The 26,630-nt window shown below is 64.3% G+C and carries 29 protein-coding genes; 17 read left to right on the top strand and 12 right to left on the bottom strand.

All coding sequences use genetic code 11. The features are described 5' to 3' along the window. The coding region (locus ACRECS_RS16715) for an LD-carboxypeptidase (protein ID WP_431584081.1) at positions 1-397 on the bottom strand (397 nt) is incomplete at its 3' end. A 62-nt stretch (positions 398-459) separates the two neighbouring features. Between ACRECS_RS16715 and ACRECS_RS16710 the strand changes: the two genes are divergently transcribed. Further along, positions 460-1,860 carry a UDP-N-acetylmuramate--L-alanine ligase gene (locus ACRECS_RS16710; protein ID WP_431584080.1) on the top strand — a complete coding sequence of 467 codons (1,401 nt, stop codon included), beginning with the start codon at positions 460-462 and terminating at the stop codon, positions 1,858-1,860. A 54-nt stretch (positions 1,861-1,914) separates the two neighbouring features. After that, a complete protein-coding gene (locus ACRECS_RS16705; RefSeq protein ID WP_034160719.1) occupies positions 1,915-2,169 on the top strand; it encodes a DUF6356 family protein in 255 nt (84 codons plus the stop codon). Positions 2,170-2,208: 39 nt separating this feature from the next. Here the strand turns inward: ACRECS_RS16705 and ACRECS_RS16700 are convergent, their stop codons facing one another. Further along, entirely contained in the window at positions 2,209-2,742 is a 534-nt protein-coding gene (locus tag ACRECS_RS16700; RefSeq protein WP_431584079.1) for a hypothetical protein, read from the bottom strand. Positions 2,743-2,888: 146 nt separating this feature from the next. Between ACRECS_RS16700 and ACRECS_RS16695 the strand changes: the two genes are divergently transcribed. From ACRECS_RS16695 to ACRECS_RS16650, 10 genes are all read left to right on the top strand, one after another. Next, positions 2,889-3,296, top strand: coding sequence for a hypothetical protein (locus ACRECS_RS16695; protein WP_431584078.1), 408 nt, complete (start codon positions 2,889-2,891; stop codon positions 3,294-3,296). Continuing rightward, complete coding sequence (locus tag ACRECS_RS16690) at positions 3,293-3,496, top strand: helix-turn-helix transcriptional regulator (RefSeq protein WP_431584077.1); 204 nt, start codon at positions 3,293-3,295, stop codon at positions 3,494-3,496. Before ACRECS_RS16695 ends, ACRECS_RS16690 begins: the two co-directional genes overlap by 4 nt. Before the next feature lies 1 nt (position 3,497). Next, complete coding sequence (locus tag ACRECS_RS16685; RefSeq protein WP_431584076.1) at positions 3,498-4,433, top strand: alpha/beta fold hydrolase; 936 nt, start codon at positions 3,498-3,500, stop codon at positions 4,431-4,433. A 51-nt stretch (positions 4,434-4,484) separates the two neighbouring features. Next, on the top strand, positions 4,485-5,681 hold the full coding sequence (locus ACRECS_RS16680) for a threonine ammonia-lyase (protein ID WP_431584075.1): 1,197 nt from the start codon (positions 4,485-4,487) through the stop codon (positions 5,679-5,681). 109 nt (positions 5,682-5,790) lie between these two features. Continuing rightward, positions 5,791-6,519 (top strand): alpha/beta hydrolase, encoded by a 729-nt coding sequence (locus tag ACRECS_RS16675; protein ID WP_431584074.1) that lies wholly within the window; start codon positions 5,791-5,793, stop codon positions 6,517-6,519. Beyond that, the gene (locus ACRECS_RS16670) at positions 6,516-7,295 is read left to right on the top strand and encodes a tetratricopeptide repeat protein (protein WP_431584073.1); all 780 of its coding nucleotides are present in this window, start codon (positions 6,516-6,518) and stop codon (positions 7,293-7,295) included. Before ACRECS_RS16675 ends, ACRECS_RS16670 begins: the two co-directional genes overlap by 4 nt. 109 nt (positions 7,296-7,404) lie before the next feature. Beyond that, a complete protein-coding gene (locus ACRECS_RS16665) occupies positions 7,405-7,818 on the top strand; it encodes a VOC family protein (protein ID WP_431584072.1) in 414 nt (137 codons plus the stop codon). Between the two features lies 1 nt (position 7,819). Further along, positions 7,820-8,872, top strand: coding sequence for an NAD(P)H-dependent flavin oxidoreductase (locus ACRECS_RS16660; RefSeq protein ID WP_431584071.1), 1,053 nt, complete (start codon positions 7,820-7,822; stop codon positions 8,870-8,872). Next, complete coding sequence (gene gloB, locus ACRECS_RS16655; RefSeq protein WP_431584070.1) at positions 8,869-9,603, top strand: hydroxyacylglutathione hydrolase; 735 nt, start codon at positions 8,869-8,871, stop codon at positions 9,601-9,603. The genes ACRECS_RS16660 and gloB overlap by 4 nt, the downstream gene beginning before the upstream one ends. Before the next feature lie 39 nt (positions 9,604-9,642). Beyond that, complete coding sequence (locus ACRECS_RS16650) at positions 9,643-10,041, top strand: DUF6491 family protein (RefSeq protein ID WP_431584069.1); 399 nt, start codon at positions 9,643-9,645, stop codon at positions 10,039-10,041. Here the strand turns inward: ACRECS_RS16650 and ACRECS_RS16645 are convergent. From ACRECS_RS16645 to hslV, 3 genes are all read right to left on the bottom strand, one after another. Then, positions 10,038-12,152, bottom strand: coding sequence for a S9 family peptidase (locus ACRECS_RS16645; protein ID WP_431584068.1), 2,115 nt, complete (start codon positions 12,150-12,152; stop codon positions 10,038-10,040). The two genes, ACRECS_RS16650 and ACRECS_RS16645, sit on opposite strands and share 4 nt — an antisense overlap. Positions 12,153-12,258: 106 nt before the next feature. Next, positions 12,259-13,554 (bottom strand): ATP-dependent protease ATPase subunit HslU, encoded by a 1,296-nt coding sequence (gene hslU, locus ACRECS_RS16640; protein ID WP_431584067.1) that lies wholly within the window; start codon positions 13,552-13,554, stop codon positions 12,259-12,261. Positions 13,555-13,656: 102 nt separating this feature from the next. After that, positions 13,657-14,205 (bottom strand): ATP-dependent protease subunit HslV, encoded by a 549-nt coding sequence (gene hslV / locus ACRECS_RS16635; RefSeq protein WP_431584066.1) that lies wholly within the window; start codon positions 14,203-14,205, stop codon positions 13,657-13,659. A gap of 140 nt (positions 14,206-14,345) precedes the next feature. Here hslV and ACRECS_RS16630 point away from each other — a divergent pair, with 140 nt between their 5' ends. After that, a complete protein-coding gene (locus ACRECS_RS16630) occupies positions 14,346-15,512 on the top strand; it encodes a Yip1 family protein (RefSeq protein WP_431584065.1) in 1,167 nt (388 codons plus the stop codon). 380 nt (positions 15,513-15,892) lie between these two features. On the opposite strand, the gene ACRECS_RS16625 is transcribed toward ACRECS_RS16630, so the two are convergent. From ACRECS_RS16625 to ACRECS_RS16600, 6 genes are all read right to left on the bottom strand, one after another. Continuing rightward, positions 15,893-16,786: an alpha/beta hydrolase gene (locus ACRECS_RS16625; protein ID WP_431584064.1), complete on the bottom strand. Its 894-nt coding sequence runs from the start codon at positions 16,784-16,786 to the stop codon at positions 15,893-15,895. 113 nt (positions 16,787-16,899) lie between these two features. Continuing rightward, positions 16,900-17,964, bottom strand: coding sequence for a pyrimidine utilization protein A (gene rutA, locus ACRECS_RS16620; RefSeq protein WP_431584063.1), 1,065 nt, complete (start codon positions 17,962-17,964; stop codon positions 16,900-16,902). Positions 17,965-17,967: 3 nt separating this feature from the next. Continuing rightward, positions 17,968-18,744 carry a pyrimidine utilization protein D gene (rutD, locus tag ACRECS_RS16615; RefSeq protein WP_431584062.1) on the bottom strand — a complete coding sequence of 259 codons (777 nt, stop codon included), beginning with the start codon at positions 18,742-18,744 and terminating at the stop codon, positions 17,968-17,970. Further along, positions 18,744-19,127: a pyrimidine utilization protein C gene (gene rutC, locus ACRECS_RS16610; RefSeq protein ID WP_431584061.1), complete on the bottom strand. Its 384-nt coding sequence runs from the start codon at positions 19,125-19,127 to the stop codon at positions 18,744-18,746. The genes rutD and rutC overlap by 1 nt, the downstream gene beginning before the upstream one ends. A gap of 94 nt (positions 19,128-19,221) precedes the next feature. Further along, positions 19,222-19,989, bottom strand: coding sequence for a pyrimidine utilization protein B (gene rutB, locus ACRECS_RS16605; protein ID WP_431584060.1), 768 nt, complete (start codon positions 19,987-19,989; stop codon positions 19,222-19,224). Positions 19,990-20,084: 95 nt separating this feature from the next. After that, the gene (locus tag ACRECS_RS16600) at positions 20,085-22,148 is read right to left on the bottom strand and encodes a prolyl oligopeptidase family serine peptidase (RefSeq protein WP_431584059.1); all 2,064 of its coding nucleotides are present in this window, start codon (positions 22,146-22,148) and stop codon (positions 20,085-20,087) included. 180 nt (positions 22,149-22,328) lie between these two features. On the opposite strand from ACRECS_RS16600, the gene ACRECS_RS16595 reads away from it, so the two are divergent. After that, positions 22,329-23,819: a PLP-dependent aminotransferase family protein gene (locus tag ACRECS_RS16595; RefSeq protein ID WP_431584058.1), complete on the top strand. Its 1,491-nt coding sequence runs from the start codon at positions 22,329-22,331 to the stop codon at positions 23,817-23,819. On the opposite strand, the gene ACRECS_RS16590 is transcribed toward ACRECS_RS16595, so the two are convergent. After that, a complete protein-coding gene (locus ACRECS_RS16590) occupies positions 23,813-24,781 on the bottom strand; it encodes a transporter (protein ID WP_431584057.1) in 969 nt (322 codons plus the stop codon). The two genes, ACRECS_RS16595 and ACRECS_RS16590, sit on opposite strands and share 7 nt — an antisense overlap. Positions 24,782-25,073: 292 nt before the next feature. On the opposite strand from ACRECS_RS16590, the gene ACRECS_RS16585 reads away from it, so the two are divergent. Genes ACRECS_RS16585 through ACRECS_RS16575 form a run of 3 tightly spaced genes read left to right on the top strand, consistent with a single transcriptional unit; the run spans position 25,074 to position 26,622 of the window. Beyond that, a complete protein-coding gene (locus tag ACRECS_RS16585) occupies positions 25,074-25,541 on the top strand; it encodes a cytochrome P460 family protein (protein WP_431584056.1) in 468 nt (155 codons plus the stop codon). A 22-nt stretch (positions 25,542-25,563) separates the two neighbouring features. Next, on the top strand, positions 25,564-26,151 hold the full coding sequence (locus ACRECS_RS16580; protein WP_431584055.1) for a hypothetical protein: 588 nt from the start codon (positions 25,564-25,566) through the stop codon (positions 26,149-26,151). A 30-nt stretch (positions 26,152-26,181) separates the two neighbouring features. Beyond that, entirely contained in the window at positions 26,182-26,622 is a 441-nt protein-coding gene (locus tag ACRECS_RS16575; RefSeq protein ID WP_431584054.1) for a nuclear transport factor 2 family protein, read from the top strand. Positions 26,623-26,630 lie beyond the last annotated feature (8 nt).

The raw sequence follows: 26,630 nt of genomic DNA, 5'->3' as shown, positions 1-26,630 counted from the left end.
GGCTGTTGTTGATGCTTGAGACCATCGGCGCATGGACCGGCTTGCCGATACGCCGCGCATAGAGCGCGCCGAGGATGAAGCCCATGTCGGAAAAGCCGGCATAGCTTTTGGTCGCGGCGGCAGCGCCGAGATTGGGGATGACATCGGCAAGGATGCGGTTCGAGCCATAACCGCCGCGCGCGAACCACAAAGCATCGATCGTCGGGTCATTGGCGTATTCGAGGAAAGCCGCGGCGCGCGCCGAATCCGGGCCGGCGAAATGCCCGCCATCAGTGCGATAGCATTGCGGATGGAAAATCAGGTCGACCGACGGATAGGCGATCGCCGCGAACGCCATGGCGCGCGCCGCCACCACTTCATCGATCCGTCCCGCCGGGGCGACAACGCCAATCCGCATGAGCTGTCCCGGCTCCCTTTCCACAACTTGCCCCTTTGGCGCATTGCCGATAGCGCGACGCGATGCATAACGGCAAATCCTACTTCTTCGTCGGGATCGGCGGCAGCGGCATGATGCCACTGGCGATGATCCTGGCCGGCCGCGGTGCGACCGTGGCCGGATCGGACCGCACGCTCGATCAGGCGCGGCTGCCCGCCAAGTTCGCCGATCTGCGCGCCAGGGGCGTGGCACTGTTCCCGCAGGACGGCAGCGGCATCGTATCGCCCGACCAGATCGTCATCGCCTCTGCCGCGGTCGAGGAGACCGTCGCCGATATCGTCGCAGCCAACCGGATCGGCGCACCGCGGATGAGCCGGGCCGAGCTGCTCGCCAGCCTGTTCAACGCCAGCGAGCTGCCGATCGGCATCGCGGGAACCAGCGGCAAATCGACCGTCACCGGCATGATTGGCTGGATCCTCCATGCCTGCGGGCGCGATCCGACGGTGATGAACGGTGCGGTGATGAAGAATTTCGCCGGCCCCGACGCGCCGTTCGCCAGCGCATTGGTCGGTGGAGGTGCCGCGTTCGTCAGCGAAGTGGACGAGAGCGACGGGTCGATTGCGCTGTATCATCCGCGCATCGCGGTGCTCAACAATGTCAGCCTCGACCATAAGTCGCTGGAGGAGCTGCGTGCCTTGTTCGGCGACTTTGCCGGCAAAGCGGCAACCACTTTGGTCAATATCGGCGATGCCGAGACGACGGCGCTGGCCGCGACGCTCGATCCGGCGCGGATCACGACATTCGCGGTCGATGCGCCGGCCGATCTGACGGCTGAGACTCTGGCGCCCGAACCCTTTGCGATCAGCTTCGACCTGGTCACCGACGGCTCGCGGCACAAGGTGCGCCTGTCAGTGCCGGGACGGCATAATGTCTCCAACGCACTGGCGGCGATCGGCGCGAGCGTCGCGGCGGGCGTGCCACTGGCCGAAGCGATCACCGCGATTCAGGGCTTCACTGGGCTCAAGCGCCGCTTCGAGCTGGTCGGCGAAGCGGGCGGTGTCGCGGTGATCGATGATTTCGGGCATAACCCGGACAAGATCGCCGCCACGCTCGACACGCTGCATGCTTTTCCCGGTCGGCTGCTGCTTTTATTCCAGCCGCATGGCTATGGCCCGCTCAAGGTGATGCGCGCCGAACTGGTCGCGATGTTCGCCCGGAAATTGCGCGCGGACGACCTGCTCGTGCTGCCCGATCCGGTCTATCAGGGCGGCACGGTGGTGCGCGAAGTGACCAGCGCCGACATCATCGCCGATGTGGCGACTGGCGGCGGCAACGCGCTGCACATTGCCGACCGCGCGGAGGCTGCGGCACACCTCGCTGACATGGCAAGACCCGGCGACCGCATCGTCATCATGGGCGCGCGAGACGATACGCTGAGCCAGCTCGCCGCCGAAATGCTGACACGAATTGCCGCCAAAGGCTGACAGCAGGTGCTGGCCATGATAGGGGTCGGTCACTCGCAACGAAGAGGTTTGCCCATGTTCCGCCGTCTGTTTCTCGATCACCCGGAGTCTGTCGGTGAGAGTTTCGGCGAGCATTTCGGAGTCGCGTCGCGCTTCGGTTTTCGCATGGTGTGCGGCGGCCTCGGCTGCATGATCCACGCCTGGCTGCCCTTCGCGTTCAAGACCGCGGGCAGCGACGCCGTGAAGGAACTGCACGATGTGCTCGTCGCCAAGCGCGGCGCCGCACGCGCGGCGCAATCCCAGATGACGACGGTCGAATACGTCATCTGATTTCAGACCGAGGTTCTTCCCTGTCATGACCGGGAGTCACTAACCGGGTGCCCGTGTTCGGCGATACTCTTCGTAGACGCTTTCATCCACGTTGATCTCCACCGAGCCTTTGTGGATCGACCACCGCCACAGGCAATCATAGGCGTGATCGGTATTGCCCGGTGCCACCAAGGTGAACGTCGGGAAGCCGTCCGGACTTCGTCCCGCTCTATAGACGGAGCGATCGGCTCGACATGCGGCAACAGCTTGCTCAAGCGTTTGATGCGCACAAGCCTGCTGATGTGGGGCGTTCCACCGCTCCGATTGCCAGTACAGCACGAGAGCGACGCAGGGGATGGCAATCGCAATCGCGACCTCACGCGCGCCGGGGCGAGCCGCTGACAATAGCCAGATCCCGCCGGCCGAAAGGGACAGGGGTATCGAAACCTCTGCCGCGAATTTGAACCAGCCTTCCTCAGCACAGGGCGGCAGTCCAAATTTCACGAACAGGGCCAATGGCGACAGGAACGCTGCGACCAGCATCACACATGCAACAACCAGCGCGATACCAGGAATGATCAGACGCGAGATCATATGCCTTGTTAGCGCTGGCCTTTCGAAAGGCCAGCCCGAGCCGTCGCCGTGACGTATTCTGACAAGACTCCCATGCAATATGGAAAGCTTGGTGGACATGCGTTACTGTAAAGCTTACTTTCCTAATTCGAAAGGAACCTTTACCCATGTTCGGCGCAAGTCCTGCCATCAAGCGCTACAATCGCCGCGTCATCTGGCTCAGCCTGGGATATGCGGCGCTGCTGCTCGCCGCGGTTGCGCTCTTCGCCCGGGGTGCGGTCCATGGTCCAGTCGCCTACCTCGTCGCAATCCTCCCCGCACTGCCGTTGATCGCGATTTTCATGGTGATCGGCCGTTACCTGATCGAGGAAACCGACGAATATCTGCGCGACCGTTTCGTCCGCCAATTGCTGATCGCGACCGGCTTCGCACTGAGCGTCACCACCGCCTGGGGCTTTCTCGAGAATTTCGGGCTCGTGCCACATGTCTATGCCTATTACGCGGCCGTGCTGTGGTTCGCCGGCACTGGCATCGGCGCTCTGGTCAACAAGCTGGCGATCGGGCGTGAGGCATGAAGAACCGCCTCAAGGTGCTGCGCGCCGAACGCGACTGGAGCCAGGGCGATCTCGCCGACCGGCTCGAGGTTTCCCGCCAAAGTGTCAATGCGATCGAGACCGGCCGCTACGACCCCTCGCTGCCGCTTGCCTTCAGGATCGCTGAACTGTTCGGCCTCGCCATCGAAGACATCTTCACCAGCCCATCAAAGGAAGCATGACGTGATCACTCATTTCAAAGCCCGTATTCTCGCCAGCGCTGTCTCGATACTGGTTGTCCTGCAGCCCAGCGCCGGCCGTGCCCGGACTCCGGTAGCCAGCGCTCCCGCCCTGACCGCTCCGGCGGTGACGCAGATGGAGCACGTTTCGATCCAGGCCAGCGGCACCGGCCCGGCGATCTTCCTGATCCCCGGCCTGTCCAGCCCGCGTGCAGTGTGGGACGGCGTAGCACCCGAACTGGCGAAGACGCACCGCGTCTATCTGGTTCAGGTCAACGGCTTTGCCGGCGATGATCCGCGCGGCAACCTGAAACCCGGCATGCTCGACGGGATCGTCGCTGATCTCGATGCCTTTATAGCCAAGGAGAAGATCGGCAGCACACCGATGATTGGCCATTCAATGGGCGGCCTGGTCGCGCTGATGATGGCCAAGGCGCATCCCGGTGACATCTCGCGCGCGTTGATCGTTGATTCGCTTCCCTATGTGGGGCTGATCTTCAACCCGAATGCGACGGTCGCGACGATGGAGCCGCAGGCGAAGATGATCCGCGACCAGATGGCCGCAGGCTATGGCAAGCCGGTCAATGAAGCCTATGCCGAGCGGACCGCTAACGGCCTGGCGCTGAAACCGGAATCGCGCACCAAGGTGAAGGCATGGATGCTGGCGGCGGATTCGCGCGTCAGCGGCCAGGCGCTGTATGAGGACATGACCACTGACCTGCGTCCTGATCTGGCCGCAATCAAGACGCCACTGACCATCCTCTATCCCTGGTCCGACACAGGCATCTCCAAAGCGCGCGCCGACGCACTGTATCAGGGCGTTTACAAGGCTGCGCCGGCCGTCAGTTACGTCGATATCGGCGGTGCCGCGCATTTCGTGATGCTTGATCAGCCCGAGGCGTTCATGACCGCGCTGAAGGGGTTCGCCGACGCGCGCTGACACCGCTATGGCGGACGTGCGAGATGCGGCAGACCGGGAGCAGAGCGGCCAATGATCGGGTTTGATGACGTAAAGGCGGCCGCCGAGCGGATCGCGGGAAAAGTGGTTCGCACGCCGGTCGTCCGCAGCGACGCAATCAGCCGGCTCACCGGCGCGGATGTCTGGCTGAAACTCGATACGCTGCAAGTCACCGGCGCCTTCAAGGAACGCGGTGCGGCCAACCGCCTTGCGCTGCTGACGCCGGAAGAACGCGCCGCTGGGGTGGTCGCGATGTCCGCGGGCAATCACGCCCAGGCGGTGGCGCGGCACGCGGCGCTTCTTGGTATCCGCGCAGTGATCGTGATGCCGGCCTTCACGCCCGCGACCAAGGTGACGCGAACCTCCAAATGGGGTGCGGAAGTAGTGCTGCACGGTGCCACCCTGGCGGATGCCGCGGCGCACGCGCGCGCCTGCGCCGAAACCCAGGGACTTGTCTTCATTCACCCTTATGACGACGACGCGATCATCGCCGGCCAGGGCACGCTCGCGCTCGAACTGATCGAGGATGTGCCGGATCTCGACGCGCTCGCCATTCCCGTGGGCGGCGGTGGATTGCTCGCGGGGTCGGCGCTTGCCGCGCAGGGCGCCGGGCGCAAGATCGACATCTTCGGTGTGGAAGTGGAGAGTTACGCCGCTATGGCTCAGGAACTGGGCGGAGATCCGGTGAACGTCGGCGGCAGCACCATTGCCGAGGGTATCGCAGTACGCGATGTCGGACGTCGGCCGATCGAGATTGCCAGGCAGTTCGTGAAACAGGTGATCACCGTTCCCGAACATGTGATCGAGAACGCGATCGCCTTGCTCGCTGAAGAGGTCAAGATCGTCGCCGAAGGCGCCGGTGCGGCTGGCGTCGCGGCGCTGCTGGCGTATCCCGAGCTGTTCAGGGGGCGCCGGGTCGGCATACCGATTTGCGGCGCGAACATCGACAATCGGGCGCTGGCCAATGTGCTGCAGCGAGTCATGATCCGCGACGGACGGATCATGCGGCTTGTCCTCGACATTCCGGACCGGCCCGGCGTTCTGGGCGAGATCGCAACGCGTATCGGCCAGGCCGGCGCGAACATCATCGAGGTGTCGCACCACCGCCTGTTCACAGCGCCGAACGTTCAGGCAGCACGTCTCGAGGTCATGTTCGAAACGCGCGATGCGACGCATAGCGAGGCAGTCGTCAGCCTGCTTCAGGAGCATTACGCCGTCACGCGTGTATAGCTACGCCGGACAAGGGGCACGCTGCGGGGGATCTTTTCGGGACAAATTCCTTATGCAATCCCAGGATAAGGGAATTCAATTCGCCCATGACATCCTCTAAGGGGCGCGCATGAACGCCCCCACCCCGCCCCGCCCCGCGCTCGCTTATTACCTGACCGAAGGCACCGGGCCGATGACGGTGTTCCTGCCAGGCTATGCTTCCGACATGACCGGGTCCAAGGCACTGGCGCTCGAAGCCTGGGCGAAGGCGAGCGGGCGCGCGTTCCTGCGCTTCGACTATGGCGGCTGCGGGCAAAGTGAGGGCGCATTCGAGGACCAGACTCTGACCGGCTGGCGCGACGATGCGCTGTCGATGGTCGAGCAGCTGGCCAATGGCCCGGCGGTGCTGGTCGGGTCGTCGATGGGCGGATGGATCATGCTGCTGATCGCGCGCGACCGGCCCGAGTTGGTCGCGGGGCTGATCGGCGTTGCGCCAGCGCCCGATTTTACCGACTGGGGCTTCACCACCGACGAGAAACTGGCGATCCTGTCGGGCGGCAAGGTTTCGCGCGCATCACCCTATTCGGACCAGCCGACCGTCACCACCGCCGCTTTCTGGAATTCGGGCGAGGCGAACCGGCTGATGTTCGGCGCGATTCCGGTCGATTGCCCGGTACGACTGCTGCAGGGCCAGCTCGATCGTGACGTGCCCTGGACACGCACTGCGCGGCTCGCCGAGATGATCCGTTCAGCCGATGTGCAGACGTTGTTGATCAAGGATGGCGACCACCGCCTGTCGCGCGACGCTGATATCGCGCTGCTGATCAAGGCGGTCGAGGATGTGATGTCGCGCTTATGATCCTGCCCCTGTTGTTGCTCGCTGCTGTCCAGTCTCCGGCTGTCCAATCTCCTGCCGTACCGCCGGCAGGTCCGCCCTCGACAGCCGAGGAGCGTTCCGCCCGCTGCCTCGACCAGGCGACCAAGAATCCTGCGGCCGCCGCGGAGGAAGCCGGGCGCTGGCACCTGGCAGGCGGCGGTTTCCTGGCGCAGCAATGCCTGGGTGTCGCTTATACCAATAACGAAAAATGGAGCGCGGCAGCAGCCGAGTTCGAAAGTGCGGCACGCGCAGCCGAACTCGCCAAGGATCGGCGGGCCGCTCTGTACTGGGCGCAAGGCGGTAATGCCTGGCTCGCCGCCAAGGAACCAGGCAAGGCGCGCGCAGCACTCGACGCGGCATTGGCGGCAGGTACGCTGACCGGGCTGCAGCGCGGCGAGGCCTATCTCGACCGCGCGCGGACACAAGTCGCAAGCAAGGATCTGGCCGGGGCGCGCAGCGATCTCGATCAGGCCGTGATCGACGCTGCTACCGATCCGCTGGCCTGGCTGCTCTCGGCGACGCTGGCGCGGCGGATGGACGATCTGCCGCGCGCAAAGAAAGACATTACCGAAGCGCTGCGGCTGTCGGGTGACGATGCTTCGGTACAGCTTGAGGCGGGGAATATCGCCGCGCTGGCCGGTGACGAAGCGGGCGCCAAGGCTGCCTGGAACCAGGCCGTAGCGATCGCGCCTCAGGATGAGGCGGGAATCGCTGCCAAGGCTGCTCTGATGCAGTTCGCTCCGCCCATTACGCCCTGACTCTCGGGCTGAATCTCCAGTTGAAATTCTCGGTGGAATCACTGGCGTGAAATTGCGGGATGCCTGCGCGCGCCCTATCTGAAGGGCGACGCCAGCAGGAGCAGCCCTTGTGAAATATCTCCACACCATGATCCGCGTGACCGATCCGGATGCGACGGTGACATTCTTCAACCTGCTCGGGCTGAACGAAGTGCGGCGGATGGACAGTGAGAAAGGTCGCTTCACACTGATCTTCCTCGCCGCGCCGGGCGACGAAGATGCGCAGGTCGAGCTCACGCACAATTGGGACCCGGAGGACTATTCCGGTGGACGCAATTTCGGGCATCTCGCTTACCGCGTCGACAATATCTACGAGACCTGCCAGCGGCTGATGGACGCCGGCGTGACGATCAATCGCCCGCCGCGCGACGGCCACATGGCGTTCGTGCGCACGCCGGACAATATCTCGGTCGAACTGCTGCAGGACGGCGTCCTGCCCCCGGCCGAGCCCTGGGCGTCGATGCCAAACACCGGTGAATGGTGAGATGACCACCGCCGGCTTTCTCGACCTGACCGGCGCACGACTGCCGATCGTCCAGGCGCCGATGGCCAATTTCGCCGGCCGAGAGCTGGCGATCGCAGCGATCGGCGCGGGCGGGGTCGGGTCGCTCGCCTGCGACGTGCTCGACGCGGCAGCGGTCGTGACGGAAGTGGCGACGATCCGCGCCGCCGCCACCGGGCCACTCAATCTCAATTTCTTCTGCCACACGCTCGGCCCACAGCCTGACGAAACGGTGTGGCGTGAAACGCTCTCGCCTTTCTATGCCGAAGAGGGCGTCGCCCCGCCAACCGGATCGCCGCCGCTGCGGCGGCCATTCGATGCGGCGATGGCCGAGGCGGTCGAACAGGCGCAGCCGGAGATCGTCAGCTTCCATTTCGGTTTGCCCGATGGCGTTTTGCTGGCGCGGGTACAGGCGACCGGCGCGCTGATCTTCGGCAATGCGACGACCCTGGCCGAGGCGCAGCATCTCGCGGCGCAGGGCTGCGACGCGATCATCGTGCAGGGCCGTGAGGCCGGCGGCCATGCCGGGCACTTCCTCGACGGGTATCGCTCCGTGCCGCTCGAAGAGATTTTGCCGCAGGTCGTCGCGGCGGTCGATGTGCCCGTGATCGCCGCCGGCGGGATCGCCGATGCGGCCGGCGTTTCCACCGCGATGGCGAACGGCGCTGCAGCCGTACAGCTCGGCACCGCCTATCTGCTAACGCCCGAGGCATGGACCAGCGCGGTGCATCGCCGGCGAATCGAGACGGCCTATCCGGGAGACCTGGTCGCGACGAACCTGTTCAGCGGCGGTGTTGCGGGCGGACTGCGCAATCGGCTGACCGATGAGCTCGGACCGATCAGCGACCTTGCCCCGCCCTTTCCCTATGCCAGCGCCGCGCTCGCACCGCTCCGCGCCAAGGCGGAGAGCGAGGGACGCGGCGATTTCTCCCCGCTTTGGGCCGGCGGCGGCGTGACGCATGCGCGCGCAGAATCCGCCGGCGATATCACGAGCCGCCTTGGCACCGCGGCGCTCAATTTTCGGAGCCATCCATGACCGACCTCGAAATTATCCGCATCCCGGCGCTGAGCGACAATTATATCTGGCTGATCCATGACCCGGTTTCGGGCGAGACGATGGTGGTCGATCCCGCCGAGGCCGCGCCCGTCCTGGCCGAAGCAGGCCAGCGCGGGTGGCGGATCGGGGCGATCTGGAACACCCACTGGCACCCTGATCACACCGGGGGCAATGCCGCGATCAAGGAAGCGCATGGCGCCGTGGTGACTGGCCCCGCCGCAGAAGCGGCTCGCATACCCACGCTCGATATCGCGGTCGGCGAAGGCGATACCGTCACGCTCGGTGCGCATGTCGCGACGGTGCTGGAAACACCGGGGCATACCGCCGGGCACATCACCTTTCATCTTCCCGGTGACGCGATCGTCTTTACCGGTGACACACTATTCGCGATGGGCTGCGGCCGGTTGTTCGAGGGCGATGCCACGCAGATGTTCGCCAATATGCAGCGCCTCGCTGCGTTGCCGCCTGCGACGATCGTCTATTGCGCGCATGAATATACCCAGTCGAACGGCCGCTTCGCGCGCGCCGCCGAGCCGGGCAATGCGGCGATCATCGAGCGGATGGTGGCGGTCGATGCGGCGCGCGCCTCGGGCGAGCCGACCGTGCCGACGACGATCGCGCTGGAGCTGGCCACCAACCCCTTCCTGCGCGCCTCATCCGCCGAGGAACTGGCCGATCGACGTGCGGCCAAGGATGCGTTTCGCGGCTGATTCTGCTAAGACGGCGCCGGGGAACCGGAGTCCGGGAGAATGACCATGCGCATCATGCTGCTCGCCCCGCTGGCGCTCGTCGCGTGCGCCACCACCGCCGACAGCCGTACGGAAAGCGATGCCGAAATGGCCAAGGCGCTGCAGGGGAAGACTGCCGGCACGCCGGTCAAATGCGTGCCGCTGACGGCCCTGACCGGTGGGCCGCAGGTAATCGACGACCGGAACATCCTCTACCGTGTCAGCGGTCGCCGCATCTGGCGCAATACGCTGCCGGCAAGCTGCCCGTCGCTACGGCCCTATTCGACGATTGTGGTCGAGGTGTTCGGCAGCGAACTCTGCCGCAATGATCTCATCCGGCCGGTGACGCCTGGTTCGGGCGTCCCCGGCCCGATGTGCCGGCTGGGCGACTTCACGCCTTACGACAAACCGAAGAACTAAGGCGTCACGCCCAGTTCGGTGAGCATGAACGCTGTATATTCGGCGGAATCGCGATAGCGCTGGAAGCGACCCGATTTGCCGCCATGGCCGGCCTCCATATTGGTGCGGAACACCAGCGGATATTTGCTGGTCGCGGTCGCGCGTAGCTTCGCGACCCATTTCGCCGGCTCATAATATTGCACCTGCGAATCCCACAGGCCGGTGCCGACGAACAGGGCCGGATAGGCCTGCGCACTGACCTGATCATAGGGCGAATAGCTCAGCATATAATCATAAGCGGGCTTCTTCGCCGGATTGCCCCATTCGTCATATTCGTTGGTGGTCAGCGGGATGCTGGCATCGAGCATCGTCGTCACGACATCGACGAACGGCACCTGCGCGACGATCGCGCGATAGTCGCCCGGCGCCATATTGGCGACTGCGCCCATGAGCAGCCCGCCAGCGCTGCCACCCAGTGCCGCAACCCGGCCCCTAGCGGCATATTTGTGCGCGACGAGGTAGCGGGTGACGTCGATGAAATCGGTGAAGCTGTTCTTCTTGTGCATCAAATGGCCGTCGTCATACCATTTGCGGCCCATTTCCTGCCCGCCGCGAATATGCGCCAGGGCATAGACCATGCCACGATCGAGCAGGCTGACGGTCTGAATCGAGAAGCCCGGATCCATCGATGCGCCATAGCTGCCATAGCCGTACTGCAGCATTGCAGCGGTGCCGTCCTTCCTGAAGCCCTTCTTGTAGACCAGGCTGACCGGCACTTTGGTGCCGTCGCGCGCCGGCACCCACACGCGTTCGGTGACATATTGGCTCGCGTCGTACCCCGGCACCGGCTGCACCTTGAGCACGCGACGTTCGCCGGTGGTCGCATTCACCTCATAGGTGGTGGTCGGCGTGGTCAGCGAATTATAAGTGTAGCGCAGCCAGGGCGTGTCGGTCTCTTCATTGATATCGATCGCCATCGCATAGGCCGGCTCATCCGAATTGACGAAGCTGCTCTTGCCGGCGTCGGCGAGCATGCGCAGCCTTTTGTTGCCGCCCGACCGTTCCTCGATCGCGAGGAAGCCATGGAAGGGTTTGAACCCCTCGATGAACACCGCAGGGTCGACCGGCACAAGATCAGTCCAGGCAGCACGGGTGCCATCGGCCTTCGCATCCGCGACGGTCATCAGCCGGTAATTGGGCGCTTTCCAGTCGGTGCGGATGATCCAGCGGCCATCGATATGATCGGCATCATAGCGGATGTCGCGCTCGCGCGAGGCGAGAACGGCAAAGTCGGTCGGCGCCCTGGCCGAGGCGCAGCGTTGTTCGTTGCTGACCGTGCTTTGCAGCATGAGACAGATAAAGGCGTCGTCGGCGGTGCGCCCCAGCCCCATATAGAAGCTGTCGTCCTTTTCCTCATAGACCAGCCGGTCGGCCGCGGCGGGCGTGCCGAGGACATGCGCCTTGACCCGCTTGCTGAGCAGGGTGACCGGGTCCTTCTCGATATAAAAGATGGTCTTGTTGTCGTCGCCCCAGACGAGGTTGTCTTCGACGTTCAGGACCGTATCGGCGAGCAGCGCGCCGGTCGCGATGTCGTTGACCTTGAGCACATATTGGCGACGCCCAACGGTGTCTTCGGCCCAGGCGAGCAGTTTGTTGTCGGGACTGACAACGCGCGACGCGGTCTGGAAAAAGCCCTTGCCCGCCGCAAGCTTCGGCTGGTCGAGCAGCACTTCTTCCGGCGCGTCCATGCTTCCCCTGCGCCGCGCGGCGACCGGATAATCGGCGCCGGTGTCGAAGCGCGTGTAATAATAATAGCCGTTCTTCAGATAGGGGACCGAGCTGTCATCCTGTTTGATGCGCCCGACCACCTCATTGTAGATCGTATCCTGCAGCTTTTTGGTCGGCGCGAGCACCGTATCGGCATAAATATTCTCCGCCTTGATATAGGCGAGCATGTCCGGGTTCTTGCGCGTGTCGTCGCGCAGCCAGTAATAGTCGTCCTGTCGAGTGGCCCCGAACGGCGCCCTGATTTCATGCGGTTTCTTCGCGGCGACGGGGGGGGTGGGCGCTTCCTGGGCAATGGCGGGAACGGCAATGGCCGCGATCAGGCCACAAGCGATGAGATGCTTCACGAACGACTCCCGGATGAGAATATAGCGGGAGGCTAGCCGTGCAGATGGGAAAGCGGAAGCGCCGCCCGCGGGTATTTCTGTTCCCCGGCGCGCGCCGGGGAACAGCTCAAAGCACGAACCGCGACAGATCCGTATTGCGCGCGATGCTGGCCAGCTGGCTTTCGACATAGGCGGCATCGACCACTACGGTCTCGCCGCCGCGGTCCTCGGCGGTGAAGCTGACTTCCTCGAGCAGCTTCTCCATCACCGTCTGCAGGCGGCGCGCACCGATATTCTCGATCTCGCCATTCACTTCGGCGGCGATCTTTGCGACGGCGGCGATGCCGTCCTCGGTGAAGTTGATCGTCACGCCCTCGGTGCCGATCAGCGCCTTGTACTGCTGCGGTAGCGACGCCTTGGTATCGCTGAGGATCGCGACGAAATCGGCCTCGGTCAGCGCCTTCAGTTCGACCCGGATCGGCAGGCGACCCTGCAACTCCGGCAGCAGGTCGCTCGGCTTGGCGACATGGAAGGCACCGCTGGCGATGAACAGAATATGGTCGGTCTTCATCGGCCCATATTTGGTCGCGACCGTCGTGCCCTCGATCAGCGGTAACAGGTCGCGCTGCACGCCCTCTCGGCTGACGCTTGCGCCGCCCCGCTGTTCGCTGACCGCGATCTTGTCGATCTCATCCAGGAAGACGATGCCATTGGCCTCGGCATCGGCCAGTGCGGTGCGGCTGACCTCTTCCTGGTCGAGGCGTTTGTCGGCCTCTTCCTCGACCAGTTTCTCCCATGCCGCGGGGACGGTAAGCTTGCGGCGCTTGAGCTGATTGCCGCCCAGCGCCTTGCCCATCATCTCGCCGAGATTGATCATGCCCATCTGGCCGGGCACTTCGAACGGCATCTGTGCCTGCGCCTCAAGTTCGATCTCGATCTCGGTATTGTCGAGATGACCGTCGGCCATGCGCTGGCGGAACGCTTCGCGCGTCGCCTCGCTGGCGCCCTTGCCGGTCAGTGCGTCGAGCAGGCGGACCATCGCCGCTTCCTCGGCCTTGTCCTTGACCGCGACACGGCGGCGTTCCTTTTCGAGGCGGACCGCTTCCTCGACCAGGTCGCGGGCGATCTGTTCGACGTCGCGGCCGACATAGCCGACCTCAGTGAATTTGGTCGCCTCGACCTTGATGAACGGCGCATCGGCGAGCTTGGCGAGGCGGCGGCTGATCTCGGTCTTGCCGCAGCCGGTCGGGCCGATCATCAGGATGTTCTTGGGGGATACCTCATCGCGCAGATCCGCGCCGAGGCGCTGGCGGCGCCAGCGATTGCGCAGCGCAACCGCGACCGCGCGCTTGGCATCGCGCTGGCCGATGATGTGTTCGTCAAGTGCGGCGACAATGGCTTTGGGTGTCAGTGCGTCGTTCATTTTTTTCTCTTCTCCCCTCCCGTTTGCGGGAGGGGTCGGGGGAGGGCTTGTCGGTAAAGGCGGCGCTTGGAGGGACGGCCCCTCCCGCAAGCGGGAGGGGAATTATGCGGCGTCCAGTGTTTCGATCGTCAGCCGGTCATTGGTGTAGACGCAGACCTCAGCCGCGATCGCCATCGCCTTGCGGCAGATCGTTTCGGCATCCTGTTCGTAATCGACCAACGCGCGGGCGGCGGCGAGGGCGTAATTGCCGCCCGACCCGATTGCCGCGACCCCGGCCTCCGGCTCCAGCACATCGCCATTGCCGGTCAGGATCAGGGTCACTTCCTTGTCGGCGACGATCATCATCGCCTCCAGATTGCGGAGATATTTGTCGGTCCGCCAGTCCTTGGCCAGCTCGACCGCGGCACGGAGCAATTGCCCGTGATGCTGTTCAAGCTTGCGTTCGAGGCGTTCGAACAAGGTGAAGGCATCGGCGGTCGCGCCGGCGAAACCGCCGATCACCGACCCGTCGCCAAGGCGGCGGACCTTCTTTGCATTGGGCTTCATCACGGTCTGGCCCATCGAGACCTGGCCGTCGCCTGCGACGACGACTTTGCCGTTCCGGCGCACGGAGAGAATTGTCGTGCCGTGCCACGTCATGGTATCGCTCATGGCGGCGGATATGGGAGGCGTTTGGCGTTCGCGCAATCGACAAGCCGCGAATGTCGCCTTGATCCTATCTTTCGCCGGAAATGCCGATAGCATTCGGACCGGGAAAATCCGACGTTTGAGCAACCAACAGGGGGTCGACCATGGCGACACAGCTTCCAGACAATGAACCCGCAGGCATGGTGAACCGGATCAAGCAATTGCTGCTGACACCGGCCGCGGAATGGGACCGCATCGACAGCGAGCCGATGACGGTCAGGGGCATTTATATCGGCTGGGTCGTGCCGCTCGCGGCGATCGGCCCGGTGGCGATGCTGATTGGGTCCCTGATATTCGGCTCTGGCCTTGGCTTCGGCTTCGCGCTGACCACGGCGGTGATCGGTTATGTCCTCGCGCTGGTCGGCACCTATGTCCTGGCGCTGATCATCGACGCGCTAGCGCCCAGTTTCGGGGCGACCAAGAACCCGGTATCCGCGCTGAAGGTCGCCGCATTCAGCGCCACCGCAGGCTGGCTGGCCGGGATATTCCAGATCTTGCCGACGCTCATGATTCTTGGCCTGCTCGGCTTGTACAGCCTGTACCTGCTGTGGGTCGGGTTGCCGAAACTGATGAAGGCGCCCGCCGACAAGGCTGTGCCTTATGTCATCGTCACCATGGTCGTTACCGTGATTGTGTACCTTGTCGTCGGTGCGATCGCCGGCGCGGTGGCGTTTCAGGTCGCCCGGCCGCTGATCAGCCTCAGCGCCGGAACGACGAGCGGCACGATGGAAGTCCCCGGCGTCGGCAAGCTCGATCTCGGCAAGCTCGAGGAAGCCGGCAAGAAGATGGAGGCAGCAAGCGCGCGGATGCAGGCGGATGCCGCCAGCGGCAAGACCAATGCGGTGCCGGCGGCCACGTTGCAAGCGCTGCTCCCGGCATCGGTCGCCGGCTTCGCACGCGGCGACACGGAATCGACCAGCGGCGGCGCGGCCGGCATCGGCGGCAGCCGGGCCGAGGGCAAGTACAGTGCGGGCGACCAAAATTTCACCTTGTCGGTCGCCGACATGGCGGCACTCGGATCGCTCGCGACACTGGGCGGCGCATTGAACGTCCAGTCGAGCAAGCAGACCTCCACCGGCTACGAAAAGACCGAGATGGTCGGCGGCGCGATGGTGACCGAGAAATGGGACACCACCGAGAAGCGCGGCAAATATGAAACCATGGCTGAGAGCCGCTTCCTGGTCACCGCCGAGGGCAATGTCACCGACATTGCGACACTGAAGGCGGCCGTGGCGGCGATCGACACGAGCAAGCTGGCGGCGGCAAACTAGGTCGATAGCCGACCCGTCGGACGGCGCTCCACATCCATTGCACCGCTTCGTTGGCTGTTCCTGGCTGTTATCGCGAAATGTTTTTTTGCTGGCTGTTAAGTCGCATTTTGCGGCAGGATTCCATTTCATTTTCAGCAGCTTGTGCAGAACTGGCTGTTATCGAATAACAGCCAGTTATCAGCCAGCATAACAGCCAGCGGTGCTGGCTGTTTTCATCGGAACAGCCAGCACCGGCATTGCAGATTTCCAGTCATGAGAAAGAGCGGACGAAACGCCGGACAGCGTTTCGCCTGGCACTGTGCTGCCATGAACCGGTCTCGATATTGAATCATTTTCCGAAGAATCGTTCCGGACCATCGCGTCCGGGCGAAACGACGCCGCTACCGCGAATTCGCCTTCAGAAACTCGCTGCTTTCCTGCAGCGTCGGCGCGCGGCCGCGAAATGGTTTGGACAGGCCCATGACCAGGTCATTGTGACTCTTGCCGGGATAGAGCCTGAGCGTCACCGGCGCGCCCAGCCCTTGCAGCTTCTTGGCCAGGTTTTCGGCATTGTAAGGCCGCACCACGTCATCGGCAGTGCCCGCCGCAAGCCATAAGGGCGGCGCATCGGCGCGGGCGAACTGGATCGGCTGAGTTTCCAGCGGGCGCGGCCATTGGCTCATCGCGGCGATGCTACGTGGCTTGTCGAACGGATAGAAGTCATAGGGCCCGGCAAGCAGCGCGGCGGCGCGGACGATGCCGGGATCGACGCCGATATCGGCCAGCCAGTGCCGGTCAAGCGCCAGTATCGCCGCGTTATAGGCACCGGCCGAATGCCCCGACAAAGTGATCCGCCGCGGATCGCCGCCATAGCGCGCGATATTGTCGCGCACCCATTTGATCGCCAGCGCACTATCCTGAACGAACACCGGGAAGTGCACGCCCGGCACCAGCCGATAATCCGGGACGACCGCGATAAAGCCCTGTGCGGCAAAGGCGCGGCCGGCAAAGCCATATTCGCCGCGAGATCCCTTCACCCAGCCGCCGCCATAATAGAAGATCACGACCGGCAGTGGGGTCGCGTCGCCACGGTCCTTCGGCGCCCAGACATCGAGCTTCTGCGCCGGTTCCGCGCCATAGGCGACGCCGCTTGCGACCTTTTCGGCGTTGCTGTCGCCGGGGGTGTGGGAATTGAGGAAATTGAGCACGGCGGGTGGTGAGGCGAAGAACAGGATCAGGCCGAGGCTCAGCCCGATCACGGCGATGACGATCAGTATCTTGAGCCAGATCGACATCGGTTGTTTTCCCTGACGTAATCATCCGACTGCCTTCGAAGCAGTCTCGTTGCAGCGCCTCAAATCCACTCCGTCACCCCGGACTTGTTCCGGGGTGACGACGATGATGCCTCCTACCCCACGTTACGGCTCTTCATCAGCGGCTGGATCCGCGTGCCGAATGCCTCCACCCCTTCAACGAAATCGTCAAAGGTGAGCAGCACGCCGCCGGTATTGGGTACCTCCGCCATTTCGTCGAGCATTCGCGCGACGCTCGCATAGCTGCCGACCAATGTGCCCATGTTGATGTTGACCGCCCCTTCCGGCGCAGCGAGCTGGCGGACATTGGTCGAGGCGTTGTGCTTGTCCGCCGCGCCCTGTTCGGCAAGCCAGGAAATCGCGTCGATATCGACGCCGTCATTATAGCTTTTCCATTTCGCCATCGCCGCTTCGTCGGTTTCGTCGGCGATGATCATCACCAGCACGAAAATCGACACATCGCGCCCGGTCTTGGCGGTCGCCGCAGCGAGGCGGGCATTGTTCGAGGAGAAAGCGGTCGGCGTGTTGACACCCTTGCCAAGGCAGAAAGCGTAGTCCGCCCATTTGGCCGAGAAGGCGAGCCCCTCGTCCGAGCTGCCCGCGCAAATGATCTTCATATCGCCTTCAGGCTTGGGGCGAACGAGGCAATCGTCCATCTGGTAATATTGCCCCTTCAGGTCACTCCGCCCGGTTTCCCATAACTCTCGGAGAATCTGCGCATATTCGTCGAGCATCTGATAGCGGTTGCGGAAATGCTCATCACCCGGCCACAAACCCATTTGGCTATATTCGGGCCGTTGCCACCCGGTGATCAGGTTCAGACCGAAGCGCCCATGGCTGATCGAATCGATCGTGTTGCACATCCGCGCGGCAAAAGCGGGCGGGATGACCAGGGTCGGGCAGGTCGCGTAAATCTTGATCTTCTCGGTCACCGCGGCGAGCCCGGCCATCAGCGTGAAGCTCTCCAGGCCATATTCCCAGAACTCGGTCTTGCCGCCAAAGCCGCGCAGCTTGATCATCGAGAGCAGGAAATCGAGCCCGTGCTTCTCCGCGCTCTGGGCGATCTGCTTGTTGAGATCGAAGCTCGGCATATATTGCGGCGCGTTCTCGCTGATCAGCCAGCCATTATTATTGATGGGGACGAAGATTCCGACCTGCATGGCTTAGCTCCTCAGAAAATCGACAACGAGTGCGTTGAAAGTATCGGGATCGGTGACGTTGCAGGCGTGACCGCCCCATTTCATCGTCGCGAGCCGGGCCTCGGGAATGGCGTCCGCGAGCGATCGGGAACAGCCCGGCGGCACCAGCCCGTCATCGCCGCTGGCGAGCAACAGCGTCGGCACGACCAGATCCGCCAGACGGTCCATCACATCGAAGCGCACCGCTTCAAGGATGCGCTGTTCGACCATCTCGGCGGGGAAAGCCGCGATATGCGCCGCCTCCTCCGCCTCCAGCGTCGCATGATGATCGGAGATCCATTGCGGCGGATAGAGGAAGATCGGCTGCGCATGGACATAATCACGCACGCCGCCGTGGCGCAGCAGGCTCAGCCGCGCGTCAAAGCAGCGCGCCGTATAGGGATCGGGCCGGCCCCAGCCATTGACCACCACCAGCCGCTCGACCCGCTCCGGCGCATCGAGCGCCAAGGTGAGGCCACCCATGCCGCCAATGGCGTGCCCGACGATCGATGCGCTCGGCAGTTGCAGCGCGTCCATCAGCGCCAGCATATCGTTGCCGATGCTTTCGATGCGCGGCGTGACCGTTCGGTCCGACCGGCCGGTGCCGCGATGGTCATAGGCGATGACGTGAAAATGCTCGGCCAGCGCAGCGGTATTCGGGCGCCAGTAACTCGCCGATCCGCCCATGCCCGATGACAGGATGAGCGGCGGCGCGCCAGTCGCCCCGTGCGTTTCGTAATAAAGACCCGCGGCTTCGGGCATCAGGCGATATGCGCCACGCTGGCGATCTCGACCAGGCAATCGGGCTTCACCAGATCGCACCGGATGCAGTAGCGCGCCGGCTTCGCACCCGGAAAATATTCCGCATAGACCGCATTGAAGGCGGCATAATCGGCCAGGTCCTTGAGGAAAATATGGTTCATCGCCACGTCCTCAAGCGTCGCCCCGCCGGCTTCCAGCGTGATCGTGATGACGTCGAGGATATGGCGCGTCTGTGCCGCGGCATCGCCGACATGCAGCACCGTGCCGCCTTCGCCAAGCGCGAGCACGCCGGAGACATAGATGGTGTTTCCGGCTTTCGCGCCGGCCGAATAGGGCGCGATCGGGGTGGGGAATTGCGGCGGGTTGATCGGGGTGAAAGGCATATCTGGATCTTCCTGTGTCCGTTCGTGCCGAGCTTGTCGAAGCACCGTCCTTCCTGCAACGGAATGAGGAAGAAAGAACGGCCCTTCGACAAGCTCAGGGCGAACGGGGGGTGGGGTCGGGGCTAGAGTCGCTGTCGGCAATCTGCCCGAACGTCCCGCAAAAATCGGGCACGGTCGACACCCAGCCGAAGAATTTCTCGACATTGTAGACCGTCGCGGCCTGGAGAAATTCCGGGCCGAGATGATGCGTCGCATCCTCCAGCATCACACCGAAATATTCGAGGTGGAAACCGTCGCGCAGCGTGCTTTCGACGCAGACATTGGTGGCGATGCCGACAAAGACAATGTTGCGGATGCCGCGGGCGCGCAGCGTGCTGTCGAGCTGCGAATTGAAGAAGGCGGAATAGCGCGTCTTGTGCACGCGCAGATCGCCCGGCTGCGGAGTCAGCGCATCGACGATCTCATAGTCCCAGCCGCCACGGGCAAGCAATTGCCCGTGCAGTTCGGGCCGGGCGCGCATCGTCTTCAGCGCGTTGGACTTGTGCCAGTTGGGCGAACCAGGACCGCCGGCCTCGGCATAATCCGAATCCCAGCCATTTTGCAGATAGACGATCTGCACCCCGGCCTTGCGCGCCGTATCCAGCACCGCCGCGACCCGCTCGATCGCGCCCGCCGCGCCGGAAATGTCGAACCCGGCGAGATCGACATAGCCGCCGGGCGAGGCATAGGCGTTCTGCATGTCGATCACGACGATCGCGGTCTCATCGACCGCGACGCGCAGCGGCTCCGGCCGGGCCGGCAGGGTGACGTAGCGCCTGCCCTCGGCCGCCGGGGACGAATTCACGGTTATGGTCTCGGACATCGCCACCTCGTCATCGTCGAAGCGGCCAAGTCTGACCGGAGCGGCGCTCTCCCGCAAGGGGCGACGGCATTTGCCACCGCCCATGCCGACCCGGCTTACTGCGCTGCCGTCGCGGGGGCCGCTTTGCGATAGCGGTCGAACCAGGCGAGGATCGCCGAGGCCTTGGCCGCGGACTGGGACGGCCGGGCGGCAATGCTGCCATGACCGGCGCCGGGCACCTTGACCAGGGCTGTCGGTACGCCGGCAATTTGCAGCGCGGCATAATATTGCTCGGACTCGCTGACCGGCGTGCGGTAATCCTCGCTGCCGACCACCACCAGGGTCGGGGTCTTCACATTGCCGACCAGGCTGAGCGGTGAGCGTGCCCAATAGCTCATCGGATCCTCCCAGGGCAGCTTGGTGAACCAGTAGCGCGAGGTGAACAATGTCGCGTCCATGGTCAGCGCCTCGCTGATCCAGTTGATCACCGGCTTCTGCGTCGCGGCGGCTTTGAAGCGGTTGTTCTTGCCGACGATCCAAGCGGTCAGCACCCCGCCGCCCGACCCGCCGGTGACGAACAGATTGTCGGGATCAGCGGTGCCGTCGGCGATCGCCGCATCGACCGCGGCCATCAGGTCGTCATAGTCCGCCGACGGGTAATTCTTGTCGATCAGATTGGCGAACTCCGCGCCGTACGAGGTCGATCCGCGCGGATTGGTCCAGAGCACGGCATAGCCATGCGCGGCATAGAGCTGCATGTCGGTCGCGAAGCCCGGGCCATAGGCGCTGTTGGGCCCGCCATGGATTTCGAGGATCAGCGGCACGCGCTGCCCCGGCGTACGGCCCGGCGGGGTTGCGATCCAGGCATCGATCGCGCGGCCATCGGGCGCGGTGACGCTCAGCTTGCGGGTCGGCGCCAGCGCCTTCGCGCCAGTCAGCACGGCGTTGAGATTGGTCAGGCGGCGCGGCTTGCCGCCGGCCGTCACCCACACATCGGCGGGCGCCGATGCATCGCCGCCGGTATAGGCGATGGTGCCGCCGCGCGAGACCGAGAAGTCGCCGCCGGTATAGGGCCGGTCGAGCCCCCCACCCCACACATTGTCGGCCAGGGTCGTGACTCGTCCGTCGACCCCGATCCGCGCAACGCGGCGCTGCCCATGATCGTCATAGCTGGCATAAAGGCTGCGGCCGTCGGCGGCCCACACCGCATCCTCAATGCTGCGGTCGAGCGAAGCGGTGAGCGAACGCGGCGACGCGGCATTGCGGTCGCCGATATAAAGCTGCGTATTCTCATAGCTGCGCCGCGTGTCGTCGAAGCCGAGCCAGGCGACATGCGCACCGTCAGGCGAGATGCGGGGGCTGGCGTCGGGACCGTCGCGGCTGGTCAGGGTGCGCAGCGTGCCGCTCGTGACATCCACCGCCATCACCTCCGAATTCATCACCTCGCGCTCTGCCTTTGGTCCACGGATCGCGGCGAACAACAAGGTGCCGCCATCGGGCGTCCAGGACAGCGGCCCGCCATCATCGAACCGGCCGAAGGTCAGCTGGCGCGCCGCGCCGCCATCGGCCGCGACGACGAAGACATGGTCGTAACCGGGCTTGATATAGCCGGGCCCGTCGGCGCGGTAGGTGACGCGGTCGATCACTTCGAGCGGCTCAGCCCATTTGGCGCCTTCCGGCTTGGGCGGTGCGCTGCCGAGCTTCGTCCCCTCCCCCGCAACGGTCGCGGTATAAGCGAGCCGGGTGCCGTCGGGCGACCAGGCAAGTGCGCCCGGATCACCGGGCAGGCTGGTCACGCGCGCACTGGCGCCTGTCGCGACCCAGCGGACGAACAACTGGCCGCGATCGCCATCGGCCGCGGCATAGGCAATGCGCGTGCCATCGGGCGACCAGCGCGGGCTGCCGCCTTGCGTCGCGAAGGGCGACTGGCGGCCGGTGGCGACATCGATCAGCCAGAGCGACGACTGCATCCGATCGGTCATCACATCGCCCGAGCGCCGCACATAGACGATGGTCCGGCCGTCGGGGCTGATCTGCGGATCGGCGGCGATCGACAGGCCGAACAGGTCGCTGCCGGTAAAGGTGCGCGATGGCCCCTCGGGGGTGGGTGCGGGCACCTGAGTCTGCGCGGTGACTGGCACGCTGGTGAGAAGTAAAGCGAGGGCAAAGGGAATGCGCAAGGGGCTGACTCCGTCGGCTGGGTTGGCGGACAATGGCGAATTGCCGGCCGAAGGCAAGCAGCCCGATGCTGAAAAGCGCGCGCATCACACTGCTTGCCAACCGACGATGCGGCATTGAATTTCCTCGCCCCATGGCGTTGACTGCCCACGCGTTCGGCACGGTGAAATCGGGGTGAAGGTGTGGCGATTTTCGAGGTCGAACTGGATATGGGAGCGGCGGACGCGCCGCACCGGTCGCGTCACCTGCACGATCAACTGAAGGCCGCGATCCTCGACGGACGGTTGAAACCGGGCAGCCAGTTGCCGTCGAGCCGCAGATCAGCCGCACTGTTCGGCATGGCGCGCACCACGATCGTCGCAGTCTATGATCAGCTGCTCGGCGAAGGATATCTGACCGCGCGGCATGGGTCGGGCACCTATGTCGCCGATCGCTTGCCGGCCGCGCACGCCGCACGCCCACCGGACGGGGGGGCCGACCATCGCCTCAATCCCTTCTGGTTCCGGCCCGACGTCACCTCGGCGTTCGGCTTTTTCGACGACGGCACCGCCGAAGCGGCAGATGTGACGCGCTATCCCGAGCGCTTCGATTTCCGCCCCGGCCTAGTCGATCTGGAGCATTTCCCTTTCGCCGTCTGGCGCCGCGTCTCGGCGCAAAAGGTCCGCGCGTTCGAGCGCGCGCCGTTCAATTATGGCCATCCGCAGGGCGACCCCGATCTGCGCTCGGCGGTGTCGATGCATTTATCGGTGATGCGCGCGATCGCCTGCCATGCCGATGAGCTGGTCGTCACCAGCGGGACGCAACAAGCGTTCGACCTGCTGGCGCGAATCCTGGTCGATCCGGGCCGGACCGTCGTCGCGGTCGAGGATCCCGGTTATTCGCCGACCCGCATTCCCTTCGCCGCGGCCGGCGCCAGGCTATGCCCGATCGAAGTCGATGGCGACGGCATGATCGTCGAGGCGCTGCCGGATGATGTCGACATCATCTGCGTCAGCCCGTCGCACCAGTTCCCGCTCGGATCGACTCTGTCAAAGGAGCGCCGCGCGGCGCTGATCCGGTTTGCGCGCGCGCGTGGCGCGATCATCATCGAGGATGATTATGACGGCGAGTTCCGCGCCAAGGGCGGGCCGATCAGGGCGCTGAAAAGCGCCGATGAGGACGATGTCGTCTTCTATGTCGGCACCTTTTCCAAATCGGCCTTGCCCAATATCCGGCTTGGCTTCGTCCTGCCGCCCGCCTGGGCGAAGGATGCGCTGGTGACGGCGAAGATCTGCATCGACGGCCCCTGCTCGCTGCCTGCCCAGGCGGCGATGACCGGCTTTATCGCGGGCGGCCATCTGACGCGGCACATCGGCCGGATGCGGCGCATCTATGGCGATCGCCGGCAATTGCTGCTCGACCTGCTGCGCGCGGATTTCGCCGAATGGCTCGAGCCTGTGGAATCCTCCTATGGCCAGCATGTCACGGCGATCTCCAACGGCGCGATCGACGTGGACGCAGTGGCCGCGACGCTGTTGCGGCGCAATGTCCAGATCCGTAGCCTGCGGCGGTATTACCTCGGGGCCACGGGCAAGGCCGGGCTGGTGTTCGGCCTCGGATCGATGGACGAGCCGACAATCCGCCGCGCGATGGCGCTGGTGCACCACGCGATGCGCGAAGCCGCGGATCAATAGACGTAATTGATCGCCAGTGCCGGGGTGATCGACGCGGTGACGTTATGCCCCTTGGGTACGAAGCGCGTGCCCAGCAGCACGCCGAGATTGGGCCTCCAGCTATATTCGATCGCCGGCGCGATCGCGAACCCATCGGCTGATCCGGAGCGGTAGCGAACCGGGCTACCGGCATCGCGAATGTCGATGCCTCGCACGCGGGTCGGATTGTCGTGACTGTAGATCAGATCGAGCGCCAGCACCCAGCTGCGCGTCAGGCTGTACTCGCCGGACAGGCCGAGACTGAACGACTGGCCTGGCCGGGCATGACCGCGAAAGCCATCCCGCGTACCATAGACGCTGATATCGGTCAGCTTTGCCTGATCGGAAAAGGCGGTCGAGGCGTTGAGCCGCGCGCGGAAAATACGCCCGTTCGGCAGCCAGAAATAATGCTGCGCATAAAGCGACACAGTGGTGGTGTGGGCGCCGCTGCCCAGCCCGTCGGCCGGGCGGTCGCCGAGCCGGTCATGCTTTCCGGTCGGCAGTGAATATTGCACCGACAGCGCGATCGCCGGGATCGAGCGTTCGGCATCGAACGCGGTCAGCCGGTACTGCGCCGACAGCGTGAGATCGCCCATCGCGACGCCCGAGCCGTTGCGGCCATTCTTGATCGTGTTGAAGCCAAAGGTCGGTTTCGCGCCCATGGTCAGCGTATCGGTCACGCCGTAGAGCAGATAGGTGAGCGACCCGAATCCGTGCGATGTGGTGGTGATCCGGTCGAAGACATAGGTTTCGATCAGCGCATGCCCGCGCGGCAATGCCGCCGCCGAATTGGCCAGCATCGGGCCAGTCCACCAGGCCTGATCGAGCGGCTGGCGTTCCGAGGCCAGGGTCACCGGCTCGGCCGGCACATCCTGCGCCGTCGCTGCGACCGGATACAGGCCGGCCGTCACGCAGCACAGGAACAGTCGCGGCCATCCGGTCATGCCAGGCCCATCGCATTGCGGTGTTCGGACACCATCCCGGCGCTTGCGGTCGAACCCGGTCCGGTCACGCCTGGAGCTTTCCGCGTTCCTGAGTTCGCCATGGCTGAGACACCTTCCCGATTAGGCGCCGGGTTTCGGGCCGGCCATTGCCGCCAGCAAGCTCCACCTCCGGGGATTTATATCAGTCCACTTTGATGCGGATCACCGCGGACGCTGTCCGATCATCGCAAAGTGGTCGGGTCAAATCGGCGGCAAGTGGCTGTTGTCGCCGGCCATCCCATGCCGCACACCTATGGCCATGAAATATCTCGGCATCATCGCGCTTGCCGCCGTCGCGACCGTCGCAGCGGCGAACTCTTCGCATGAACCCGAAATTGCCTATCCCACCGGCTTTCGCAGCTGGCAGCATATTTCGAGCGCTTATATCGGCGAGGGCAATCCCGGCTTTCCGCGTTATGGCGGCATCCATTATATCTATGCCAATGACCGCGCGCTGACCGGTTATCGTACCGGCACCTTCCCGCTCGGCTCAGTCCTGGTGTTCGACGTTCACGATGTGAAGGCCGGCCCCGGCACGATCGACCCGACCGGCCGCAAACTGGTCGATGTGATGGAGAAACGGCGCGGCGGCTGGCGCTTCGTCGAATTCGACGGCGACAGCCGCACCAAGATCAGCGTCACCGGCGACCAAGCGGTCAAGATCTGCGCCGCGTGCCACGAGACCGCCAAGCGCGACCATGTCTTCAGCAGCTTCAACTGAGCCGGTGGCAGGGAGAATTGCCATGAACGCCGTCATCCGGATGCTGGTCGCCGGCGTGATCGCCGTTCAGCCTGTGCCCGTCCCTGCCCAGTCGCCGACCCCGGCCGGGCGGCCCGCCGGCCAGGCGATGCCCATGTTGCGCGACGGCGCGCGCGATTTCGATTTCGAATTCGGCGCCTGGACCGCGCATATCTCGCGCCGCCTGCGACCACTGACCGGATCGTCGGAATGGGTTGAGTATGACGGCCTCTCCACCGTGCGGAAGGTGTGGGACGGCAATGCCAATCTCGGCGAGCTGAACGTGTCGGGGCCGGGGGGGAAAATCCAGGGACTGAGCCTCAGGCTCTACGACCCGGCGTCGCGCCAGTGGAAGATCAGCTGGGCCAACGCCAGGGACGGCGCGATCACGCCGGCGATGATCGGCGGGTTCGATGCCAGCGGACACGGCGAATTCTACAATCAGGATGCGCTCGGCGACCGCCAGATCTTCGTGCGCTTCATTTTCTCGCCGGTGGTCGACAAGAGCTTCAGGATCGAGCAGTCTTTCTCCGGCGATGGCGGCAAGACCTGGGAAGTGAACTGGATTTCCGATTTCAGGCGGGCGGACTGATGCTGCGACGGTGATCAGGGAAACAAGCGAATGATGAAATTGCTGATATCGATGCTCGCCCTGGCAGTGGCCTCGCCGGTCGCCGCCGCGCCGGACGGGCCGCCGGCCACCGGCACGCTGATCGCCTTTGCGGATTCCTTCGACAAGGCGCAACTTGCCAAGGACGGTGCGGCGCTGACCGGGATGGTGGCCGATGACCTGATCTTCATCGACGGGTCGGGAAAAAGGCTCGGCAAGCGTGATTTCATCGCCGGATGGACGGGAGCCGGCGACAGCTTCGAGCCGGTCGTCCTGGTCGACCGAACAGTGACGATGCTCGGTCCGAATACCGCAATCGTCGGTGCCGAGACGGCGCTGAAGGGCATTTCCGGCGGCAAGCCATTCGTCAGCCGCTTCCGCTTCTCCGATACGTTCCATCGCATCAAGGGGCAGTGGCAGGCGGTGCATATCCAGGTCACGCGTATGCCCTGAATGAATCG

Origin of the sequence: Sphingomonas sp. (assembly GCF_050725575.1) — a bacterium.
Taxonomy (GTDB): Bacteria; Pseudomonadota; Alphaproteobacteria; order Sphingomonadales; family Sphingomonadaceae; genus Sphingomonas.
The sequence above is the reverse complement of the archived record's forward strand: the minus strand, read 5'-3'. Positions and strand labels throughout refer to the sequence as shown.

Coding starts and splice junctions, on each gene's coding strand:
- ACRECS_RS16710 (WP_431584080.1), top strand. CDS start 460: ATGCATAACGGCAAATCCTACTTCTTCGTCGGGATCGGCGGCAGCGGC.
- ACRECS_RS16705 (WP_034160719.1), top strand. CDS start 1,915: ATGTTCCGCCGTCTGTTTCTCGATCACCCGGAGTCTGTCGGTGAGAGT.
- ACRECS_RS16700 (WP_431584079.1), bottom strand. CDS start 2,742: ATGATCTCGCGTCTGATCATTCCTGGTATCGCGCTGGTTGTTGCATGT.
- ACRECS_RS16695 (WP_431584078.1), top strand. CDS start 2,889: ATGTTCGGCGCAAGTCCTGCCATCAAGCGCTACAATCGCCGCGTCATC.
- ACRECS_RS16690 (WP_431584077.1), top strand. CDS start 3,293: ATGAAGAACCGCCTCAAGGTGCTGCGCGCCGAACGCGACTGGAGCCAG.
- ACRECS_RS16680 (WP_431584075.1), top strand. CDS start 4,485: ATGATCGGGTTTGATGACGTAAAGGCGGCCGCCGAGCGGATCGCGGGA.
- ACRECS_RS16675 (WP_431584074.1), top strand. CDS start 5,791: ATGAACGCCCCCACCCCGCCCCGCCCCGCGCTCGCTTATTACCTGACC.
- ACRECS_RS16670 (WP_431584073.1), top strand. CDS start 6,516: ATGATCCTGCCCCTGTTGTTGCTCGCTGCTGTCCAGTCTCCGGCTGTC.
- ACRECS_RS16660 (WP_431584071.1), top strand. CDS start 7,820: ATGACCACCGCCGGCTTTCTCGACCTGACCGGCGCACGACTGCCGATC.
- gloB (WP_431584070.1), top strand. CDS start 8,869: ATGACCGACCTCGAAATTATCCGCATCCCGGCGCTGAGCGACAATTAT.
- ACRECS_RS16650 (WP_431584069.1), top strand. CDS start 9,643: ATGACCATGCGCATCATGCTGCTCGCCCCGCTGGCGCTCGTCGCGTGC.
- hslU (WP_431584067.1), bottom strand. CDS start 13,554: ATGAACGACGCACTGACACCCAAAGCCATTGTCGCCGCACTTGACGAA.
- hslV (WP_431584066.1), bottom strand. CDS start 14,205: ATGAGCGATACCATGACGTGGCACGGCACGACAATTCTCTCCGTGCGC.
- ACRECS_RS16630 (WP_431584065.1), top strand. CDS start 14,346: ATGGCGACACAGCTTCCAGACAATGAACCCGCAGGCATGGTGAACCGG.
- ACRECS_RS16625 (WP_431584064.1), bottom strand. CDS start 16,786: ATGTCGATCTGGCTCAAGATACTGATCGTCATCGCCGTGATCGGGCTG.
- rutA (WP_431584063.1), bottom strand. CDS start 17,964: ATGCAGGTCGGAATCTTCGTCCCCATCAATAATAATGGCTGGCTGATC.
- rutD (WP_431584062.1), bottom strand. CDS start 18,744: ATGCCCGAAGCCGCGGGTCTTTATTACGAAACGCACGGGGCGACTGGC.
- rutC (WP_431584061.1), bottom strand. CDS start 19,127: ATGCCTTTCACCCCGATCAACCCGCCGCAATTCCCCACCCCGATCGCG.
- rutB (WP_431584060.1), bottom strand. CDS start 19,989: ATGTCCGAGACCATAACCGTGAATTCGTCCCCGGCGGCCGAGGGCAGG.
- ACRECS_RS16590 (WP_431584057.1), bottom strand. CDS start 24,781: ATGACCGGATGGCCGCGACTGTTCCTGTGCTGCGTGACGGCCGGCCTG.
- ACRECS_RS16585 (WP_431584056.1), top strand. CDS start 25,074: ATGGCCATGAAATATCTCGGCATCATCGCGCTTGCCGCCGTCGCGACC.
- ACRECS_RS16580 (WP_431584055.1), top strand. CDS start 25,564: ATGAACGCCGTCATCCGGATGCTGGTCGCCGGCGTGATCGCCGTTCAG.
- ACRECS_RS16575 (WP_431584054.1), top strand. CDS start 26,182: ATGATGAAATTGCTGATATCGATGCTCGCCCTGGCAGTGGCCTCGCCG.